This window comes from Collinsella sp. AM17-1 (assembly GCF_003470665.1).
Lineage (GTDB): Bacteria > Actinomycetota > Coriobacteriia > Coriobacteriales > Coriobacteriaceae > Collinsella.
The window spans coordinates 42,510-62,559 of the sequence record NZ_QRJZ01000012.1 but is presented as its reverse complement, the minus strand read 5'-3'; the positions used below and the strand labels follow the sequence as shown (position 1 = coordinate 62,559).

Here is a 20,050-nt window from a genome sequence, read left to right as displayed (position 1 = left end):
ATCGTGCATCCAACTAGGGTCAGCCAAGATTACATTGCCGGGGCCGGAGAGGCATACTTTGTTTTGAGAAGTTCGCGAAGCCCACTTCTCAAAACAAAGTATGCCTCCCCGGCCCTCGCCCGTATTACCCCGCTGGGCGAGCCATAGACGCCGCGTACCGATAGGGTGAGGTGGAGGCTTGAAATTGGTGCTATATTCAGCTTGAGTTGTTAAATGTTAGTAGGAGAGGCTGATATGGGGCTGTTCAAGAAGAAAAACCCGCAGGATGCCTTTGATCCCGATGTGTTTACCATCACGGATACGATTTTGGACCCGCCGCGGTTTACGTTTTTGCCGGCTATCTACCAGGATGCCACGCGTCGCAAGTGGGCCGTACATCAGCGCGGCGGCGAGCCGAAGATTTTTGACTATGCGGACGTGTTGCAGTGCGAAGTGGCCGAGGCGGGCGATCCGGAGGCCGATGAAGCGGTCTCTAAACAGGAATTTGCCCAGCGTATTCTGGCAAATCCCGCTAAGGCGGCAAAAATGAACGCAGCCAAGCGTAATATGTGTCTTGGTATGGGCGTTGTTGTGGCGGTTCAGACGGGAAAAGACGAGGTTTCCAAACTAGAGATTCCCGTTATGACCGATGAAGTCAAACGCGATTCAAGCCTGTATAAGTCGTATCGGAATGTCGCCGAGAAGATCAAGGCCGAATTTGATGCCATGGGTGGTCTGGCCTAATTTTGGCGACATACGTTTCTGAACGAGGAGTCTGTGCAATGGCAGGCGAATCTTATGCAATTCCCCCCAAAGATCGTGCTGTTGAGGGGATTCTTTGGTATATCCAGCACCATCAGCTTGCCGGCGGCGATCGCCTGCCGGCCGAGCGCGTGCTGTGCGAAGAGATCGGCGTTTCGCGTACGGCGTTGCGCGCCGGTATCACGCGGCTCATCTCGTGCGGAACGCTCGAGAGCCGTCGCGGATCGGGTACGTATGTGTGTCCTCCCAAACCGCTCAATATCTTTCAGGAAACGTATAACTTCTCCGATGCTGTGCGGACTGCCGGCCTGCACCCCTCTTCTCGTCTGGTTTCCACCGGGGCCATCGAGGCGGATGAGGCGCTTGCCGACAAGCTTGGGGTTGCTGTAGGCGCTCCTTTGCTCCGCATGCAGCGTGTTCGACTTATTGAGGGCGAGCCGGCGTCAATCGAGACGGCTCACGTTAACCTGTCCCTGTGCCCCTCGCTTCCCGATCACGATTTTGAGTGTGAGAGCCTTTACGATGTCTTGCTCAAAGAAGGTGGCGTGCGCGTTGAGCATGGACGTGAGCATATCTCCATCTCGCGTTTGAACGCCGAAGAGGCCGAGTTGCTCCAGCAAGAAGAGGGAACGCCGGTGTTCTATGAGAGCACGATAGAATTTGATAAGGACATGCGTTTTGTGGAGCATTGCAAATCGGTGATTTTGCCCACAAAGTTCCGCTTTGCCGATAACGGCGAAAAGAACGGCATGAGGAGCGTGGCAGGTGAACAATGGCTGAAACAGTAGATGCCACCCCGGTTTATATGCGCATTCGACGCCGCATCGAGGAGCGTATCGAGCGCGGTATATATCCCACGGGTTCCATGATTCCGTCCGAAAAAGACCTCGCCGAGGAATTTGGTACGACGCGCTTGACCATCCGAAGCGCTGTCGATGAGCTGGTTCGGCGTGGGCAGATTCGACGCGTCCGCGGAAAAGGCGCGTTTGTGGCACAGAAAGTGCCCGTTGCCTACGAGCGAACGGGAGGCTTTCGCGAATCGGTTCGTGCTTCGGGCGGCGAGCCGTCCGTCCGCATCCTCGCGCGTTCCAAGCGTTATGCGGGTCCATATTATGCCAACCTGTTTGGCATTGCCGAGGACGATTTACTGTATTCGATTCGGCGTTTGAACTGCGTCAACGGCGATCCCGTATCGATTGAGATGGCGTTCATCCCGTGCCTGCTGTTTCCCACAATCGAAGATATTGACGTGTCGGTCTTCAGTTTGTACGAGACCTATGAGATGTTGGGCCGAAAGCCGGTCATGGCACAGGAAAAGCTCGATATCGAAGCGCTGGGCGCGCGAGATGCCGGCCTGCTTGGACTGGAGCAGGGCGATCTTGCCTTGACGCTTGAGTGCGTGAGCTTCGATGCGAGCGGCCAGGCGATCGAGTACGTCAAGTCGTTTAACCGCGGTGATGCGGGTGGATATACCTATACGTACTAGCTGGTTTTTTGCATAACGGGCTGAAAAGCTGACGGAATTTTGATTTCGTTGAGCAGACTGCATATACAACCTTACATGGCTCGAAATCGACCGTTCGCCGATGGGGATAAATTAATCGACAAAGAGGTATCAAAAAGCCGTAACCTGTAACTGTGATTGGTATCAAATACTAATGATTTGTTACGAGGTGAGACGATGAAGATGCTCGATTACGTTCAGCTTGCCCATGTGCGTATGGGAGAGAACCTCGAGCGTTCGTCTGAGCTGGTAGCGCAGCTCGTTGATATTTTCCAGTCCGGTTCTTTTGACGCGCTGCGCATCGTTGCTTCGGGTTCGTCGCGCCATGCCGCCGATTGCGCCCGCGATTACCTGCAAGATACCCTGCAAATGCAGGTGTCCGTTGTGACGCCCGAGGCCTTCGTCGATTTTGAACACACCTATCCACAGCATGCGCTCAACATTGCCGTTTCGCAGAGTGGCTATTCGACCAATACGATCGCGGCTCTTGATTACATGCGCGCACACGATATGGCTGCAGTTGCGCTCACGGCAAACGTCGAGGCACCCATCAAGGAACACGCCGACATCGTTCTTGACTACGGTGTGGGTGTCGAGTCGGTGGACTTTGTGACTCTGGGCGTCGAGGTTCTCGTTGAGTACCTGGTGCTCTTTGGTATTTACGGCGGTCAGGCGCGCGGAACGATTGACGCCAAGGGCGTTGCTCAGCGTCTTGATGGCCTGCGCGAGGCTATCCAGGCTAATGCCGTGATGTGCAAGACCGCCGAGGCATATGTCCAAGACCACATGCTTGAGCTTTCTGAGCACACGCCCGCTATGGTCGTCGGCAACGGCCCCAACTACGGTGTTGCCGAGGAGGCGGCGCTCAAACTGAGCGAGACCATCAAGATTCCTGCCATGCATCACGAAGGCGAGGAGTTCGTCCACGGTCCCGAGATGCAGATAACCCCAGGCTACCTGGTGTTTATTGTCGACGATCCGCAGGGGTCGGAGCGTCTTGCGAATATCGCCGATGCGCTATCGAACGTTACGGCAAAAACGGTGCTGCTCACGGCCCATCCCAAGGGTAGGGCTCACGAGGTTGTGGTGCCTCAGGTGGCTCCGCTGCTCAGTGCAATTCCCAATCTCGTGTTCTTCCAGACGATTGCGGCAATAATCGCCGAGCGTCTGAAGTCATGGGACGTTCACCCGTATCTCGATGCTGTCTCCAAGCAAATGGAGGTCAAGGCGGAGGGCTACGAAGAGTCAGTCAATGCGCTTAAGGCCAAAGCGGCCGAGTGTTACGGAATGTAAGCGGGTTTTGATGCCCGTTGGCATGGGGGATGTGGAAACAACCCCAGAAAGGAGAGACAAATGAAGGAAACCGAGAAGATCGAGATCATGCATTTCGACCAGGAGGGCTATCTCGAGGACGGCAAGGCGCTCTACGAGACCGGCAAGAAGATGACCGCGCTCGCCGACAAGGTCGCCGACGAGGGCTACGACGCCGTGTTCCTGATGGGCGTCGGCGGCACCTGGGACGAGCTCATGCAGCTCGAGTACCTCATGAACAAGTTCGGCGACCGCGACCTCGAGGTCTACCTGATCCACGCCGCCGAGTGGAACGTCATGGGCCACAAGCGCATGACCGAGAAGTCCGTCGTGCTCACCGCCTCCGAGTCCGGCACCACCCCCGAGGTCCTCGAGGCCGTCAAGAAGATGAAGGAAAAGGGCATTCGCGTCTACGCCATGACCAAGCCCGAGGGCCCCATCGGCCAGGCTGTCGGCGCCGAGAACTGCGTCGCCATGGCTTCTGACCATGGTTCGGGCGGCTGTGAAAAGGGCTACTACCTCGCCGACTGCTTCGGCCTGCGCCTGCTCAACCGCCGCGGCTGCTTCCCCAAGTTTGACCTGTTTATCGAGCAGACCAAGGACATCTGGAAGGACATGCTCGATATCCGCAAGCGCTTCGAGCCGCGCGCCGAGGAGCTCGCCAAGAAGTATGCCCTGGCCCCCTACACCATGTTCATCGGCTCCGGCGCCCTGTGGGGCGAGACCATCCTCTTCTCGATGTGCATCCTCGAGGAGATGCAGTGGAAGCGCACCCGCTACATCACCTCGGCCGACTTCTTCCACGGCACCCTCGAGCTCGTGGAGCCCGGCGTCCCGGTCTTCCTGTTCATGGGCGAGGACGAGAACCGCAAGCTCGACGAGCGCGTCCGCGCGTTCCTGACCCGCGGCGTGACCGGCGACACCGACATCAACGTCATCGACACCGCCGAGTTCGCGATCCCCGGCCTTGACGACGAGTTCCGCGTCATCGTCTCCCCGTGGATTCTGACGGTGCTCGTGACCGACCGCCTGGCTCGCTACTACGAGACGGTCACCAAGCACAACCTCAAGTATCGTCGCTACTATCACCAGTTCGACTACTAAAGAAAACGGGTGCGGGAACGTGCCGGGCTATTGAGAGGAACACAGAATGAGACAGTACATCATCGCCAGCCATGCGCACTTCGCTACCGGCATCAAGGAGAGCGTCGAGCTGCTCTCGGGCGCTCGCGACAACGTCCACGATCTTTCGATGTTCGTCGATGGCCGCATGGACGTGGCCGAGGAGGCCCAAAAACTGCTGGCAGGCATGTCTGCCGACGATGATGTCGTTGTCTGCACCGACCTCTTTGGCGGCAGCGTCAACAACGAGTTCACCAAGATCGTCCAGACGCGTCCCCGCACGTACCTCGTTACCAACATGAACCTTCCTCTCCTCATCCAGTTGCTGTTCTCTGACGAGTCGTCGCCGGTTGAGGAGACGATTCGCGCCATCGTCACTGCGGACGATACGCGCGTGAAGTTTGTCAACGATCTTTTGGTCGATGACGACGAGGAAGAAGAGTTCTAATCCGCAGCACCTACTGACACGCCGTAAGACGGCACAAGACCTTTGGGGGGTCACATTATGATTCAGCTACTTCGCGTTGACCATCGCCTGCTTCATGGCCAGGTCGCAGTTTCCTGGGTTCAGGGCCTTGGCTCCAACTGCATCTTCTGCGTGGGCGATAAGGTCGCTAACGACCCGGTGTGGAAGACGACGCTCAAGATGGGCAAGCCTGCCGGCTGCAAGCTCGTCATCAAAGATATGGAGCATGCAATCGAAGCTATCAACTCGGGCGTGACCGACAAGTACAAGATGATCATCTGTGTCGCCACTATTGCTGAGGCAAAGCAGCTTGTTGAGGGCTGCCCGCAGATCAAGTCGGTCAACCTGGGCAACACCAAGCCCAAGGACGAGAAGCGTCCCGATGCGCGTCAGGTCTCTCGTCAGATCTTCCTGACCGCGGCCGAGGAAGCCGATGTGCGCGAGATGCTGGATCGTGGCGTTGAGGTCGAGATTCGACCCCTGGCCGATGACCCCAAGGTTGACTGCGCCAGCGTGCTCTAGGCGTTCAATTTCGAAGAGTCTGAGCTCTTCGTAGTTTCCTATTAGGAAAGGGGGATATATGCTTACCCAAGCAATCCTCATCGGACTTATCGCCGCATTTGGTAAGTTCGACTTCCAGCTCGGTACGCTCTATGCGTTCCGCCCCATCGTCCTGTGCCCGCTCGTGGGCCTGGTGCTGGGGGACCTGCAGTCCGGCCTCGCGATCGGCGCCAGCCTGGAGCTGCTGTTCATGGGCTCGATCTCCATCGGCGCCTACGTGCCGCCTGATGAGACGATCGGCGGCGTGCTCGCCTGCGCCTTCGCTATCCAGCTGGGTCAGAGCACCGAGGCAGCCATCGCGCTTGCCATGCCCATCGCCACGCTGTGCCTTGCCATCAAGAACATCCTCAACGCCGCCCTGCCGATCCTGGTTGACCGCGCTGATGTCTTCTCCGGCCAGGGCAACCTTAAGGGTGTCTATGCGATGCACTTCCTGATCGGTTTGACCGGTATCATCATGGCGTTCCTGCTGTGCTCGCTGTCGTTCTATCTGGGTGCTGACGCCATCCAGGGCATGCTCGACTTCATCCCGCCCTTTGTCCTTGCTGGCTTTGGCGTTGCAGCCAACATCCTGCCGGCCATGGGCTTCGCCATGCTCGGCCGCCTGGTGCTCACCAAGCAGCTCGTGCCCTTCTACTTCCTGGGCTTCCTGCTGTGCTCCTACGCCAACGTGCCCGTCCTGGGCGTCGCCCTGATCGCCATCATCATCGGCATCGACAAGTTCGACCTGCTCGGCCTGGGCGGAGCCCAGCCCCAGCTTTCCGCGGAAGGGGATGAGGACGATGACTTCTAGTCCCGAGAACAAGATCACGCGCTCCGACCTCGTCAAGAGCGCCGTCAACGTCGGCGCCCTGGGCATGGAGTTCTCCTGGACCTACTACAAGCAGATGAACATCGCCTTCTGCCTGATGGTCGCCAACATGCTCAAGAAGATCTACGCCGGCCGCCCCGACGACTACGCCGAGGCCCTGCACCGCCACTGCGCGTTCTTCAACATCACCGTCCAGTTCGCCCCGTTCGTCGGCGGCATCGCGATGGCCATGGAGGAGAAGGTCGCCCGCGGCGAGATCGAGCCCGAGAGCGTCAACGACGTCAAGGCCGCCCTCATGGGCCCGCTGTCCGGCATCGGCGACTCCATCTTCCTGTCGACGCTGCGCGTGGTCGCCGCCGCGGTGGGCATCAGCCTGTGCCAGGCCGGCAACCCCTTCGGCCCCATCGCCTTCCTGCTCATCTACAACGTCCCCGGCTTCGCGCTGCGCATCTGGGGCGCCGTCAAGGGCTACGAGCTGGGCGTGGGCTTCCTGGACGAGGCCCAGAGGACCGGCCTCATGCGGAAGATCATGACCTGCGTGGGAATCGTGGGCGTCATGGTCGTGGGCGCCATGTGCAAGGACATGTTCTGGGCCAGCATCCCGGTGGCCATCGGCTCGGGCGACGACGCCCAGACCCTCCAGGACATCCTGGACGGCATCATGCCCGGCATGCTCGGCATGATCGCCTTCTGGCTGTACTACTGGCTGCTGTCCAAGAAGATCAACCCCATGGTGCTGATCGTGGCCACCATGGTCGTGGGCATCATCGGCGCGTTCTTCGGCGTGCTGGCGTAAGGGCCCGGCTGCATAGACTGTCATTGCAACCTGGTAAGGGGATGGAGCGGGCCTATGCCCTCCATCCCCTTACTTGTATAGAGGGAGTTCGTATGTTCGCGAAGGATCGCGAAGCAATGCGCCTGACGCCGGCAGAGGTCAGGCTGATTCTTATTGAGTCCCTGCAATGGTGCGCCAACAACGCGGTGTACTTTTTAGGGCTTATCGGCGCGGCGACGTATGATTTGGCTGGCACGGCCTTTTTGGTTGCTGCCATTACGCTCGTACGCAATCTTATGACGTCGGCGGGCAATATGGTGTCGGGCTCGGTCATCGACCGCTTTGGACCGCGCCGGACGTCGTTTGTGACGTGCGTGATTACGGCGGTGCTATCGCTTGGCGTGGGGTTGGCGCCGTTGTCTGTCCCCGGGCTTGTGTTTGCCGCGTGCGTCTTGGGGCTTGCGGGCGGCTTTATCAACACCTGCACGCATGCGTTTCCGGGCTATCTTGAATCGACCACCGAGGGCCGCACCCGCGTGAACGGTCTCATGGTGTTCTACAGCAATATCGCCTATACCGCTGGCCCGCTGCTCGGTGGTGCCATCGTGAGCTTTTTTGCCACGCAATCGGTCTATCTGCTCATGGCGGGCATGATGGGTGTGGCGGCCGTGCTCTCCTTGGGCTGTCGCGAGTGTGTTGCTCCCGCAAAAGGGGAGAAGCCGAAGGGCGGCATTCTGGGCGGCATGGCCGAGGGCGCGCGACTTACGTTTCGCGACCACGACCTGCGCCTTATCTTTATCTCGGGCTTTTTGGGTTTCTTTGCGTTTGGCGCGTTCGATTCGCTGGAGTCGTTGTTCTACCGTGATGTGCTCAACGTGGATATCGTCTGGCTGGGCTGGCTGTCCTCGGTCGTGGGCCTCACTTCCTCGGTGGGCGCGTTCATCCTGACCAAGCTTTCTGCCCGCCATGTCAACCTGCGATTGTTGCTTGGCGCGCTCATGGCCGTGGGCATTGGGTCCATGGTGTACGTGGGCACCGATATGCTGGGGGTCGCGATTATCGGTCAGGCGATTAACGGCCTGGCCTGGGGATTCCTGGAACCGCTGCAGATGATCTTGATTCAGGAGCGCGCCGACATCAAATACCTGGGGCGCATTACCGGCTTTGTGCGTTTTGGCCTGATGAGCGCCGGCGTGCTGCCGCTGCTGGCGGCTCCGTTTTTGGCGGAGGCTTTGGGCGTCCAGGCGGTGCTGTTTGGGGCATCGACCATTATTGCGCTGGTGGGAACGCTGTTCTTTGTCGCACAAGGGAGGCGTCGGCGGTGTTAGCTATACATTCAATTCTAATTTAATACCACTCACCAGAGAATTTCGACCGTTCACCGAGGATTGAAATAGATTGATAAGTGGTATTAAAAACACGTTAGGTGTATGTCTATAATTGGTATCGAAAAGAAACGCGATGTATAGAGTTGCGTGCAGGACAGAAAGGAAAAGCCATGAAGGAAACCGAGAAGATCGAGATTATGCACTTTAGCCAGGAGGGCTACGTCGAGGACGGCAAGAACGTCTACGAGGCCGGCAAGAAGATGACCGCGCTCGCCGACAAGGTCGCCGACGAGGGCTACGACGCCGTGTTCCTGATGGGCGTCGGCGGCACCTGGGACGAGCTCATGCAGCTCGAGTACCTCATGAACAAGTTCGGCGACCGCGACCTCGAGGTCTACCTGATCCACGCCGCCGAGTGGAACGTCATGGGCCACAAGCGCATGACCGAGAAGTCCGTCGTGCTCACCGCCTCCGAGTCCGGCACCACCCCCGAGGTCCTCGAGGCCGTCAAGAAGATGAAGGACATGGGCGTGCGCGTCTACGCCATGACCAAGCCCGAGGGCCCCATCGGCCAGGCTGTGGGTGCCGAGAACTGCGTCAAGATGGCTTCCGATCACGGTAACGGCGGCTGCGAGATGGGCTACTACCTCGCCGACTGCTTCGGCCTGCGCCTGCTCAACCGCCGCGGCTGCTTCCCGCAGTTCGATAAGTTCATCGAGCAGACCAAGGACGTTTGGACCCACCTGGTCGACATCCGCAAGAGCTTCGAGCCGCGCGCCGAGGAGCTCGCCAAGAAGTACGCCCTGGCCCCCTACACCATGTTCATCGGCTCCGGTGCCCTGTGGGGCGAGACGATCCTGTTCTCGATGTGCATCCTGGAGGAGATGCAGTGGAAGCGCACCCGCTACATCACCTCGGCCGACTTCTTCCACGGCACCCTCGAGCTCGTGGAGCCCGGCGTCCCGGTCTTCCTGTTCATGGGCGAGGACGAGAACCGCAAGCTCGACGAGCGCGTCCGCGCGTTCCTGACCCGCGGCGTGACCGGCGACACCGACATCAACATCATCGACACCGCCGAGTTCGCCATCCCGGGCCTTGACGACGAGTTCCGCGTCATCGTGTCTCCGTGGATCCTCTCCTCGCTGATCACCGATCGCCTTGCCGCTTACTACGAGACGGTCACCAAGCACAACCTCAACTACCGTCGCTACTATCACCAGTTCGATTACTAATCGGCGACAAATTAGCTACTGATCAAGAAGCACCCTGCCCGGGCGCATGCGTCCGGGCATTTTTATGCCGAAGTTCGCAAGAAAGGGGAATCGAATGAGGCAGTTCATCGTTGCATCCCATGCTCATTTTGCGTCCGGAATCGTCGAGAGCATTGGGCTACTCTCGGGCGAGCGCGAGAACGTCCATGCGCTGTCTATGTATGTCGACGGAAACGAGGACCTGGTCAAGGAGGCCGCAGCGATTCTGGACGGCTTTGCCGCGGACGATGAGGTCGTCGTTTGCACCGACCTCTTTGGCGGCAGCGTCAACAACGAGTTCACCAAGATCGTCCAGACGCGCCCCAACACGCACCTGGTGACCAATATGAATCTGCCGCTCCTTATTCAGCTGCTGTTCGTGCCCGACTCCACCCCGATCGATGAGGCCATTCGCCAGATCGTCGAGGCGGACGACACCAAGGTCAAGTACGTCAACGACCTGCTGGGGCAGGCCGAACTCGATGAGTTTTAATCGTTAGGAGCACATCATGATTCAGATGATTCGCGTGGACTATCGACTGCTTCACGGCCAGGTTGCCGTTAGCTGGACCTCGGCTCTGGGTGCCGACTGCATCCTGTTAGTGAGCGACACGGTCCTCAACGACAAGCTTCGTCTGCAGGCCCTGTCCCTTGCAAAGCCCGAAGGATGCAAGGTCGTCGTCAAAAACACCGAGGATGCCGTCAAGGCGCTCCAGAGCGGTGTGACCGACAAGTACAAGCTCTTCGTGGTTTGCGAGACGATCCAACAGGCCGGTGCCGTCGCCAAGGCGATGGGCGTCAAGAAGATCAACCTCGGCAATGTGGCCTTTAGCGAGGATGCCCGCCAGGTCTCGACGAGCGTATTCCTTACGCCCGAGAACGAGGCCTACGTGAAGGAGCTACTCGGCGAGGGCTATGAGCTGTTCATTCAGATGATTCCGGCGGATGCGAAGACTGATGCCGCAAAGGTCATCGGTTAGGGGCTGTCATGGTTATCAAGACGATCCTGATTTTCCTGATTGCCCTTTTGGGCTATTCCGAGTGGCTGACCGGTACGAGTTACCTTCAGCGCCCCATTGTGCTCGGACCGTTGGTCGGCCTTGTCATGGGCGATGTGGTGACCGGCACCATTATGGGCGCCACGATGGAGCTTGCCATGGTCGGTGCCATCTCGGTCGGTGCGTATAACCCGCCCGATACGATTTCCGGAACCATTCTGGGCGTGTCGCTTGCCATGCAGGCCGGCGCGGACGCTTCGGCGGCCCTGACCCTGGGCATTCCCATCGCAACGATCGTCCTGGCGCTCGATACGGCCCTGGGCCAGCCGGTCATGCTGCTGCTGGTGCACCGTATCGACAAAAACGTCGAGGACGGAGACACCAAGGCCATCACGCGCAACATGCTCATCGCCGGTTACGCGCAGAGCTGGTGCGGCCTGCTGATCATTCCCCTGGCATTCTTCTTTGGCGCCGATGCTGTTGCCAGCCTGCTCAACATCATCCCCGATTTCGTTCAGACCGGCATGGATGTCGCCGCCGCCTTCTTGCCCGCACTCGGCTTTGCGATGCTGGCGCAGATGATTATGAACAAAACAGTGGCTCCGTTCTTCTTCGCTGGCTTCTTCCTCGTCGCCTACTTTGGCATTAGCACGACTGGCGTGGCGATCTTTGCCGCGATTATCGTCGTCGCGATGACGGTTTTGGGTGACAAGAAAAAGGCGGAGCAGCCCGCAGCGGCAACCGAGGATCCTGCGATTGGGAGTGGGTTCGATGAGTTTTAAGTTTGAGTCTTCTTACGACGGGCTGATTTCCCGCGCAGACCTTAAGAAGCTGTTCTGGCGCTCGATTCCCTATGAGCATTCCTGGAACTACGAGCGTATGGGCCATATCGGCTTTATGTGGGCCCTTATGCCGATCCTTCGCAAGCTGTATCCGCAGGATGCGGACTTTAAGGCCGCACTCAAGCGCCATATGGAGCTCTATAACGTCACGCCGTATATCTCGACGCTCCCCATGTCCATTGCTGCCGCAATGGAAGAAGTCAACGCCACCGAAGATAACTTTGACACGAGCGCGATCTCTAATGTCAAGCTTGCTTTGATGGGACCGCTGTCCGGCGTGGGCGATGCCTTCTACTGGGGTACGCTGCGAATTTTGGCAACGGGTGTCGGCACGTCGCTGGCGCTGCAGGGCTCTATTCTTGGCCCGATTTTGTTCCTGCTCGTGTTCAACGTTCCCCACTACATCATCCGTTACCTGCTGACGTTTGTGGGATATCGCTTTGGCTCGGACATGATCAGCAAGGTCCAGGAATCGGGCATTATGGACACGATCGTCAAGATGGCCTCTATCATGGGTGCCATGGTGATCGGCGCTATGACCATGGAGATGGTCACCGTGGACATTCCGCTCATGGTCGGCGCGGGCGATGGCGCTCAGACGCTCGCCGAGCTGCTCAACGGAATCTTCCCGGGCTTTGTCACGATGGGGCTGTTTGGAATTGTCTATCTCATGCTCAAGAAGAAGATGAATCCGCTGCTCATCATGCTCGTGATCCTACTCGTGAGTATCGCCGGCGCGTTCTTTGGAGTGCTTGGTGTTCAGTAGGGCATCCGTCATAATTAAAACAATGTAAGAGGGGGCGTCGCGCACATTGTGCTGCGGCGCCCTTTTGCCGAAAGGTGGACAAGATGGAGTATCCGCAGCTTGCCGTCATGAATATCAGCCATCGTTATTTTGACCTTGAGGAATTCTTTTCCTCGGCTGCGGCCTCGGGCTACACGTGTTGCGAGCTTTGGACCGGGGCGATGCATCTGTATGTCGATTGCCATGGATACGATTCGATCGAGCAGGTGCGGGAGCTGTCACAGCGGTATGGGGTTCGGATTGTGGGGCTTTGTCCCGAACAGAACAACCCCAAGCCGTGGAATATCGCGGCGCGCGGGAATGAAGCGCGTGCCCGCACGCTCGCGTACTTTAAGAACGTTGTAGATATCGCGGCGGAACTTGGAGCCGAGCAGGTCATGGTCTCGAGCGGCTGGGCATTTTTGAACGAGCCGATCGAGGACGCGTGGGGTCGCAGCGCCTCGATGCTGCGTGCGATTGCCGAGCATGCGGGAGAGTGCGGCGTGCGACTGGTGCTCGAGGCCCTGCAGCCAGTTGAGTCGATGATCGTGAACTCGGCGGCCGACACGAAGCGCATGATCGAGGCAGTTGATCATCCGGCACTTAAGGCATGTCTGGATATGGGCGCCATGGCGGTGGCGGGGGATACTATCGACGATTATTTCGATCTGCTTGGCGATGATGTCGCCCACGTGCATTTTGTCGATGTTGCGGCAGATGGCACGACGCATCTTGCCTGGGGTGACGGCAACCGCGACATGCGCGCCGACCTGGATAGGCTGGTGGCGCGCGGCTATCGCGGAGTTGTTTCGGCCGAGACCTATGACGGGCGCTATTTTGCCGACCCCGCAGCTGCCGATGCGCAGGTAATGGCAGAGTATCGTCGTGCGATTGGCGCCTAAGTGGGGTTGGGTTGCGGCAGCCTACCCTATGTTTCCAAATGAATACGCTATGAGCTGCAAGCGACGATTTTCCCCGCAAACACTCTAGTATGCTAAAGTACCCAGAAGACCGGCGGAGCTATGCCGGTTTTTCGTTCTATAGGAAACGTAGCATGAGGAGGCTCACCAGATGACGGCCACACCGTGGGGATTCCGGGACATATTGCCCGAGGAGGCTCAGGCGCGCGAGGAGATTGCGCTGACGGTGAAGGGCTGCTTCAGGGAGCATCATTACCTTCCGGTCGAGACGCCGCTACTCGAGGACAAGGGTTCGCTCGAGGAAGGCGGCCGCATCGCGGATACTCCGTTCAAGCTTTTTGACGACGACGGCCGCTTGTTGGTGGTCCGTCCCGACAACACGCTGCCGATCGTACGCCTGGTTTCGACCCGCATGCGCGCTGCCGACCTGCCCCTGCGCCTTCGCTACGAGGCGCCGGTGGTTCGTGAGTGTCAGCGAAATGCCGGTGGTTCGCGCCAGTTTACACAGTTGGGCTTTGAGCTTATCGGTGCGGGCGATACCGCGGGCGATGTCGAGATCGTCTCGCTCGTGGCCGAGGCCGTGCGCAAGCTGGCACTGCCCGATGCGCGCATTATCACAGGTAGCGTACGCCCGTTTAAGGAGCTGCTCGCGGCGTGCGAGGATCGCGAGCTGGCCGCCGAGGCCCTGCGCTGTGTGCACGCCAACGACTTTGTGGGCCTCGATGCCCGCGTGGCGGCAAGCGCCGAGTCCGATGCCGTCAAGGCCGCCATTAGCGAGTTGCCGCGTCTGCACGGCGGTGCCGAGGTACTCGACCGCGTGGACGCGCTGCTGGAGGCCGCCGGTATCGTCGCGCCGCTGACGCGCGAGCTGCGTGCCCTGGTCGAGGGCCTGGCACCCGAGGACGCCCAGGTGCTGTCGTTCGACTTCTCTATCATGAACTCTTTCGATTACTACACGGGCTTGGTCTTTAAGGCCTATGCCGGCGGCTTGCCCGATCCGGTCGGTTCGGGCGGACGCTATGACTCCATCTTTACCGGCGCATTTGGCGCCGGTATCGAGGTGCCGGCGGCGGGCTTCGCCTTTTCGCTCGAGCGCCTGGAGGCCGCGCGCACCTCGGCCGAGGATGCCGCTTCCGATGGCGACCATGCTGCGGGCCGTGGCGCCGAGGGCCCGCTGCGTATCGCCGTGCCCAAGGGCTCGCTTAAGGCCGACACGCTCGACGTGCTCGAGGCCGCGGGCCTGGACGTCTCTGAGCTGCGTGACCCCGGCCGTCACCTGATTGTGCGCGGCCGCGACACGCGTGCCGGCGAGGGCACGGTCGGCGATATCGAGTTTGTCATCGTGCGACCCAGCGATGCACCCGCCTTTGTGGGCTGCGGCGGTGCCGATTGCGGCATCTGCGGTTGGGACTCGCTCATCGAGGCCGACCTCAACCTGCTGCAGCTGGTCGATTTGGGCTACGGCCTGTGCACCTTTATCGAGGCGGAGCCCGCGTGGCGCGCCGGTCAGGCCGAGCGCAACTATGCCCGCCGCGGGTCGCTTCGCGTGGCAACCAAGTACCCGCGTATCGCGAGTGCCTGGTATGCCGAGCGCGGCGTGAACGCCGACATCGTTTCGCTGCACGGCAATATCGAGCTGGGGCCCATCGTCGGCATGACCGATCGCATCGTGGACATTACCGCCACTGGTGCCACGCTGCGCGACAACGACTTGGTCATCACCGGCCGCATCATGGACTGCACGGCCCGCTTCTTTGTCAACCCGGGCGCCGCGCGCCTGGACCCGCGCGTTCGCAACCTGGCCGATCGCCTGGCCGCGGCTGTTAAGGACAAGCATTTTGAGCCCGTTGCGGGCTCGGCACAATAGCGCGAGCACGCACGGGCGCCCCAACGTCCGGGCTGCGGGCCGACTGGCGCCGCCGTCCGGCCTCTCGTTTTTCGAACACAACCTCGACCGATAGGGGATACCGATATGAAGACCATCAAGCTTGTTCCCGGTGAGCGCCTCGTTACCAACCAGCTCAACCGCAAGGGCGTGCTGCCGCAAAACATCGTCGACGCCGCCCGCGATATCGTGGCCAACGTGCGCGCCAACGGCGATGCTGCGGTGCGCGATTACTGCCAGCGTTTTGACGGTGTTGAGCTGGAGAGTTTCCGTCTGCCGCAGGATCAGATCGATGCCGCGCTCGAGGGCCTCGACCCGGCTTTTGTCGCCGCGCTCGAGAAGGCCGCGCGTCAGATTCGCGAGTTCCACCAGCGCGAGGTCGAGCAGAGCTGGTTTACCACACGCCCGGACGGCACGATGCTCGGCGTTAAGGTGACCCCGCTCGCGGCGGCCGGCATCTATGTGCCGGGCGGCCGCGCGCAGTATCCCTCCACGGTGCTCATGAATGCCATTCCCGCCAAGGTGGCCGGCGTCAAGCGCGTGGTCATGGTGACCCCGCCGCAAAAAGACGGCCTGATCAGCCCTTACACGCTTGCCGCGGCAAAGCTCGGCGGCGTGGACGAAATCTATATGGTGGGCGGCGCTCAGGCCGTGGCCGCGCTGGCGTACGGTACCGAGACCATTCCGCGTGTCGATAAAATCACCGGTCCGGGCAACGCCTTTGTCGCCGCGGCCAAGCAGATTGTCTCGGGCGACGTGGGAATCGACATGGTCGCTGGCCCCTCCGAGGTCTGCGTGCTGGCCGATGCCACGGCCAAGCCTATGGTGGTCGCGGCAGACCTGATGGCCCAGGCCGAGCACGATCCGCTGGCAGCCTGCTATCTGGTGACTTGCGACGAGCAGTTTGCGCGCGAGGTCGAGGCTGGCATCGACATCCTGGTGGCGCAGTCGCCGCGTGCCGAGATCACGCGCGCTTCGCTCGACAACGAAGGCACCATCGTGGTGGCCGCCGATATGGCTGCCGCCGTCGAGGCCGTGAACACCGTGGCGCCCGAGCACCTGGAGCTGCACTGCAAGGATGCGATGGGCCTGCTTGGCGGCATTCGCAACGCCGGCGCCATCTTTGTGGGCGCTTGGAGCTCCGAGCCGCTTGGCGATTATGTTGCCGGCCCCAACCACACGCTGCCGACCGGCGGCACGGCCATGTTCTCCAACCCGCTTTCGGTCGAAGAGTTCGTTAAGCGCTCGAGCGTCATTTGCTATACGCCCGAGGGTCTGCTCTCCGACGCTCCCGCTACGCAGCGCCTGGCCGAGGCCGAGGGCCTGTGGGCGCACGCGCTCTCTGCCGCCCTGCGTCGTCGCGTGTTAGAGCAGGGCGAGGATGCCGTGAGTGCCGAGTCGCTGGCTGCGGCCGACCTGACCAAGGTCGCCTGGCCGGGCGACGCTGTGGCGACGGTCGCCGAGGGTGTGGATCTGGCGGCTGCAGGCTCGGATGGCGCTGGCGCGACCGGCGGGGAGGCCTAACATGGCCGAACTCACGCCGCGCATGAAGGAGCTCGTCCAGCCCTACTTGGCCGGTATCGAGCCCTACGATCCCAACTTTACGCCCACGCGCATCAATCTTTCGGCCAACGAGAACACCTATCCCGTACCTGCTGGCGTGCGCGAGGCGGTTGATGCGGCCTTGGCTGCCACGCCGCTCAACCGCTATCCCGATCCCATGTCCAACGACCTGCGCGATGAGCTCGCTGCCTGGCATGGCGTGGCGCGTGAGAATATTTGCGCGGGAAACGGCGGCGATGAGCTGCTCTATAACTACTTGCTGGCGTTTGGCGGCGCGGGGCGGACCCTGCTCAACTGCCCGCCGTGCTTTAGCGAGTACGCGTTCTTTGCGTCGCTTTGTCAGACCGAGGTGCGCGATGTGTGGCGCGACCCGGCGACCTTTGAGCTCGACCAAGCGGCTGTGCTCGCAGCGGCTCCCGAGTGCAATCTGGCGATCGTGACCTCGCCCAATAATCCCACGGGTGACGTGGCGCCGCTCGACTTTGTCGCGGCCCTGTGCGATGCGTGCCCCGGCATGGTCATGGTCGACGAGGCCTACGTTGAGTTTGCGGACGATTCGTTTGGCGCGGCTACCACGGCGCAGGGGCTTATCGCCGAGCATCCCAACCTGGTGATTCTGCATACGCTGTCCAAGGCGTTTGGCGCCGCCGGCACGCGTCTGGGCTATGTGATCGCGGCGCCCGAGGTCATCGATGTGTTTGCGGCGATTCGCCAAATCTACTCGGTTAACGTGCTGAGCCAGGCCGCCGCGCTTGCCTGCGTGCGTGCCCGCGATGCGTATGCGCCTGTGGTGGCACAGGTCGCATCCGAGCGCGAGCGCGAGTTGTACGCCCTGCGTGCAATGGCTGCCGAGGGCATGCCCGTGGAGGCATGGCCGAGCGCAGCGAACTTTGTGCTCGTGCGCACGCCGCATGCCACGCGCGTGCGCGAGCGTCTGCGCGACGAGCATTCGATTTTGGTGCGCGACTTTAGCTACGCGCCGGGGCTCGCGGACTGCCTACGCATTACCGTGGGCACCCCGCAGGAAAACGACAAGGTGCTGGCCGCGTTTGCCGCGCTGGTGAAGGAGGAGATGTAGATGGACCGCTATGCCGAGGTGACCCGCAAGACGGGCGAGACCGACATTGTCGTAAAGCTCGACCTGGACGGAAGCGGCGTGTGCGATATCTCGACCGGCGCGCCGTTTTTCGACCACATGCTCAACGCTTTTGGCCGCCATGGTCTGTTCGATCTGACGGTGCACGCGGTGGGCGACGTGGAGGTCGATGCGCACCACACCGTCGAGGACACGGGTATCGTGCTGGGCGAGGCGTTTTGCCAGGCGCTGGGCGACAAGGCGGGCATTACGCGCTTTGCCGACGCGGCGATTGCCATGGACGAGACGCTCGTGATGGCCGCCGTTGATATTTCGGGCCGCGGGCAGGCCTACTGCGAGCTGCCCGTGCCCACCGAGCGCGTGGGCAGCTTTGATACCGAGCTGGCCGTCGAGTTCTTCTACGCCTTCGCGCGCGATGCCAAGCTCACGCTGCACGTTCGCGAACTGGCGGGCGGTAACTCGCATCACATTATCGAGGCCGCCTTTAAGGCCGTGGGCCGCACGATGCGCCACGCCTGCGAGCTCGATCCCCGCGTGCAGGGTATCCCCAGCACCAAGGGCTCGCTGTAACCGTCACAAGGGTAAAACCACCACGAAGATGCCTGTCCTCTTTGTGGTGGTTTTGGATGATGAGAAGTGGAGGGGTCGCGTGGGCGAACCGAAGATCGTGGTGGTCGACTACCACAAGGGCAACTTGTCGAGCGTCGTGCGCGGGCTTGCGCGCGCCGGTGCTGCCGCCTGCACGTCGGACGATCCGGAGCAGATCCGCAACGCCGACGGCCTGGTCATCCCGGGCGTGGGTGCGTTCTATGACGCGATCGCCTTTATGCGTCAGAGCGGCGAGGAGGTGGCCGTGCTCGATGCCGTTGCCGCCGGAACTCCGCTGCTCGGCATCTGCCTGGGCCTTCAGCTGTTTTTTGAGCGCGGCAACGAGGGCGTGCCTGCGAACGAGGACGCGGACGCGGACGACGATGCCTCCGAGCAGGCCGGTGGTCCCTGGGTCGATGGCCTGGGCATCATGCGTGGCTCGTGCACGCACCTGGAGTCGAGCCGTCTGAAGGTCCCGCACGTGGGCTGGGACCAGGCGCGCATGACGCCCGCCGGTGCGGCCGATCCGTTGCTTGCCGGTTTTGCCGAGGGCGCCAACATGTATTTCACTCACAGCTACGCGGTGGCCGACGACGTCGATGCCGCCGATGTGTTGGCGCGCACGCACTATACACGGAGCTTCCCGTGCATCGTGCGCCACGGCAACGTGTGGGGCTGCCAGTTCCATCCCGAGAAATCCTCTGCGCTGGGTCAGCGCATCCTTAAGAACTTCGTGAGCATCGTCGAGGGGGCCGGCCGATGATTCTGTTTCCCGCAATCGATTTGATCGGCGGCAAGGTCGTGCGCCTGGAGCGCGGCGACCGGAGCCGCTGTAAGGTGTATTCTGACGACCCCGTGGCCGTTGCCCGCTCCTTTGCCGAGCAGGGCGCGAGCTGGGTGCACGTCGTCGACCTGTCCGCTGCCTTTGGCGAGGACGAAGACGCGTGCGCTGCCAACTTGGCAGCGATTAAGGCCATCTGCGGCGTCGACGGTCTGTCCGCGGACGTGGGCGGCGGCGTTCGTTCGCTCGCGCGCATCGACGAGCTGGCCGGCTACGGCGCGCGTCGCATCGCGCTAGGCACGGTGCTCGTGACCGAGCCGGGATTTGCCGAGGTGGCGGCGCAAGGCTTTGGCGAGTTACTGGTGGCAGACATTGCCGCCCGTGACGGCCAGGTCAAGGTGAATGGTTGGCGCGACGGCGCGGGTGTGGCGCTCGACGACGCCGTGGCGCAGCTCACCGAGCTGGGCTTTAAGCATCTGGTGTATACCGACATCGCGCGCGATGGCATGCAGACGGGCATCGACGTGGCGGCGTATCGCCATGTGGCCGAGGTCGCGGGCTTTCCCGTCGTGGCTTCGGGCGGCATCTCGACGCTCGACGATATCCGCGCACTGGCCGCGGTGGGCGAGGATGCCATCGAGGGTGCCATTACCGGTCGTGCGCTCTACGAGGGCAACTTTACGCTGGCCCAGGCGTTGGCCGCCGCCCGAGGGAAGGAGTAGCC

At 61.0% G+C, this 20,050-nt stretch carries 22 protein-coding genes; all 22 read left to right on the top strand.

Features of this window, described 5'->3' with window-relative positions; all coding sequences use genetic code 11:
* Positions 1–234 precede the first annotated feature (234 nt).
* The 22 genes from DW195_RS06920 to DW195_RS06815 all read left to right on the top strand — a co-directional run bounded on the left by DW195_RS06920 (position 235) and on the right by DW195_RS06815 (position 20,048).
* Positions 235–723: a hypothetical protein gene (locus DW195_RS06920; RefSeq protein WP_117640898.1), complete on the top strand. Its 489-nt coding sequence runs from the start codon at positions 235–237 to the stop codon at positions 721–723.
* A 38-nt stretch (positions 724–761) separates the two neighbouring features.
* Positions 762–1,529 (top strand): GntR family transcriptional regulator, encoded by a 768-nt coding sequence (locus tag DW195_RS06915; RefSeq protein ID WP_117638247.1) that lies wholly within the window; start codon positions 762–764, stop codon positions 1,527–1,529.
* Complete coding sequence (locus DW195_RS06910; RefSeq protein WP_117638248.1) at positions 1,514–2,227, top strand: GntR family transcriptional regulator; 714 nt, start codon at positions 1,514–1,516, stop codon at positions 2,225–2,227. Before DW195_RS06915 ends, DW195_RS06910 begins: the two co-directional genes overlap by 16 nt.
* Before the next feature lie 195 nt (positions 2,228–2,422).
* Entirely contained in the window at positions 2,423–3,538 is a 1,116-nt protein-coding gene (locus tag DW195_RS06905; RefSeq protein WP_117767048.1) for an SIS domain-containing protein, read from the top strand.
* Positions 3,539–3,598: 60 nt separating this feature from the next.
* Positions 3,599–4,660, top strand: coding sequence for an SIS domain-containing protein (locus DW195_RS06900; protein ID WP_118206273.1), 1,062 nt, complete (start codon positions 3,599–3,601; stop codon positions 4,658–4,660).
* 46 nt (positions 4,661–4,706) lie between these two features.
* On the top strand, positions 4,707–5,126 hold the full coding sequence (locus DW195_RS06895) for a PTS sugar transporter subunit IIA (RefSeq protein WP_118206272.1): 420 nt from the start codon (positions 4,707–4,709) through the stop codon (positions 5,124–5,126).
* Between the two features lie 57 nt (positions 5,127–5,183).
* Positions 5,184–5,666 (top strand): PTS sugar transporter subunit IIB, encoded by a 483-nt coding sequence (locus tag DW195_RS06890; RefSeq protein ID WP_099432286.1) that lies wholly within the window; start codon positions 5,184–5,186, stop codon positions 5,664–5,666.
* Positions 5,667–5,724: 58 nt separating this feature from the next.
* Positions 5,725–6,498 (top strand): PTS sugar transporter subunit IIC, encoded by a 774-nt coding sequence (locus tag DW195_RS06885; protein WP_118206271.1) that lies wholly within the window; start codon positions 5,725–5,727, stop codon positions 6,496–6,498.
* Complete coding sequence (locus DW195_RS06880; RefSeq protein ID WP_118206270.1) at positions 6,479–7,312, top strand: PTS system mannose/fructose/sorbose family transporter subunit IID; 834 nt, start codon at positions 6,479–6,481, stop codon at positions 7,310–7,312. The genes DW195_RS06885 and DW195_RS06880 overlap by 20 nt, the downstream gene beginning before the upstream one ends.
* Before the next feature lie 92 nt (positions 7,313–7,404).
* Positions 7,405–8,619 carry an MFS transporter gene (locus tag DW195_RS06875; protein WP_199576333.1) on the top strand — a complete coding sequence of 405 codons (1,215 nt, stop codon included), beginning with the start codon at positions 7,405–7,407 and terminating at the stop codon, positions 8,617–8,619.
* Between the two features lie 170 nt (positions 8,620–8,789).
* Positions 8,790–9,851, top strand: a complete 1,062-nt coding sequence (locus DW195_RS06870; RefSeq protein ID WP_118206269.1) for an SIS domain-containing protein — start codon at positions 8,790–8,792, stop codon at positions 9,849–9,851.
* A gap of 94 nt (positions 9,852–9,945) precedes the next feature.
* Positions 9,946–10,362, top strand: coding sequence for a PTS sugar transporter subunit IIA (locus tag DW195_RS06865; protein WP_117637123.1), 417 nt, complete (start codon positions 9,946–9,948; stop codon positions 10,360–10,362).
* Positions 10,363–10,378: 16 nt separating this feature from the next.
* Positions 10,379–10,849: a PTS sugar transporter subunit IIB gene (locus DW195_RS06860; protein ID WP_099432278.1), complete on the top strand. Its 471-nt coding sequence runs from the start codon at positions 10,379–10,381 to the stop codon at positions 10,847–10,849.
* 8 nt (positions 10,850–10,857) lie between these two features.
* Positions 10,858–11,649 carry a PTS sugar transporter subunit IIC gene (locus DW195_RS06855; protein WP_117637121.1) on the top strand — a complete coding sequence of 264 codons (792 nt, stop codon included), beginning with the start codon at positions 10,858–10,860 and terminating at the stop codon, positions 11,647–11,649.
* Entirely contained in the window at positions 11,639–12,475 is an 837-nt protein-coding gene (locus DW195_RS06850) for a PTS system mannose/fructose/sorbose family transporter subunit IID (RefSeq protein ID WP_099432276.1), read from the top strand. Before DW195_RS06855 ends, DW195_RS06850 begins: the two co-directional genes overlap by 11 nt.
* Before the next feature lie 83 nt (positions 12,476–12,558).
* Complete coding sequence (locus DW195_RS06845; protein WP_118206268.1) at positions 12,559–13,395, top strand: sugar phosphate isomerase/epimerase; 837 nt, start codon at positions 12,559–12,561, stop codon at positions 13,393–13,395.
* Positions 13,396–13,564: 169 nt separating this feature from the next.
* Positions 13,565–15,280, top strand: a complete 1,716-nt coding sequence (gene hisG, locus DW195_RS06840) for an ATP phosphoribosyltransferase (protein ID WP_118206267.1) — start codon at positions 13,565–13,567, stop codon at positions 15,278–15,280.
* A gap of 105 nt (positions 15,281–15,385) precedes the next feature.
* Complete coding sequence (gene hisD, locus DW195_RS06835) at positions 15,386–16,822, top strand: histidinol dehydrogenase (RefSeq protein WP_118206266.1); 1,437 nt, start codon at positions 15,386–15,388, stop codon at positions 16,820–16,822.
* 1 nt (position 16,823) lies between these two features.
* Positions 16,824–17,939, top strand: coding sequence for a histidinol-phosphate transaminase (gene hisC / locus DW195_RS06830; RefSeq protein WP_199576332.1), 1,116 nt, complete (start codon positions 16,824–16,826; stop codon positions 17,937–17,939).
* Positions 17,940–18,527: an imidazoleglycerol-phosphate dehydratase HisB gene (gene hisB / locus DW195_RS06825; RefSeq protein WP_118206264.1), complete on the top strand. Its 588-nt coding sequence runs from the start codon at positions 17,940–17,942 to the stop codon at positions 18,525–18,527.
* Positions 18,528–18,606: 79 nt separating this feature from the next.
* Positions 18,607–19,308, top strand: a complete 702-nt coding sequence (locus tag DW195_RS06820) for an imidazole glycerol phosphate synthase subunit HisH (RefSeq protein ID WP_233540833.1) — start codon at positions 18,607–18,609, stop codon at positions 19,306–19,308.
* Positions 19,305–20,048, top strand: a complete 744-nt coding sequence (locus DW195_RS06815; RefSeq protein WP_117648476.1) for a HisA/HisF-related TIM barrel protein — start codon at positions 19,305–19,307, stop codon at positions 20,046–20,048. The genes DW195_RS06820 and DW195_RS06815 overlap by 4 nt, the downstream gene beginning before the upstream one ends.
* The last annotated feature ends 2 nt before the right edge of the window (positions 20,049–20,050 follow it).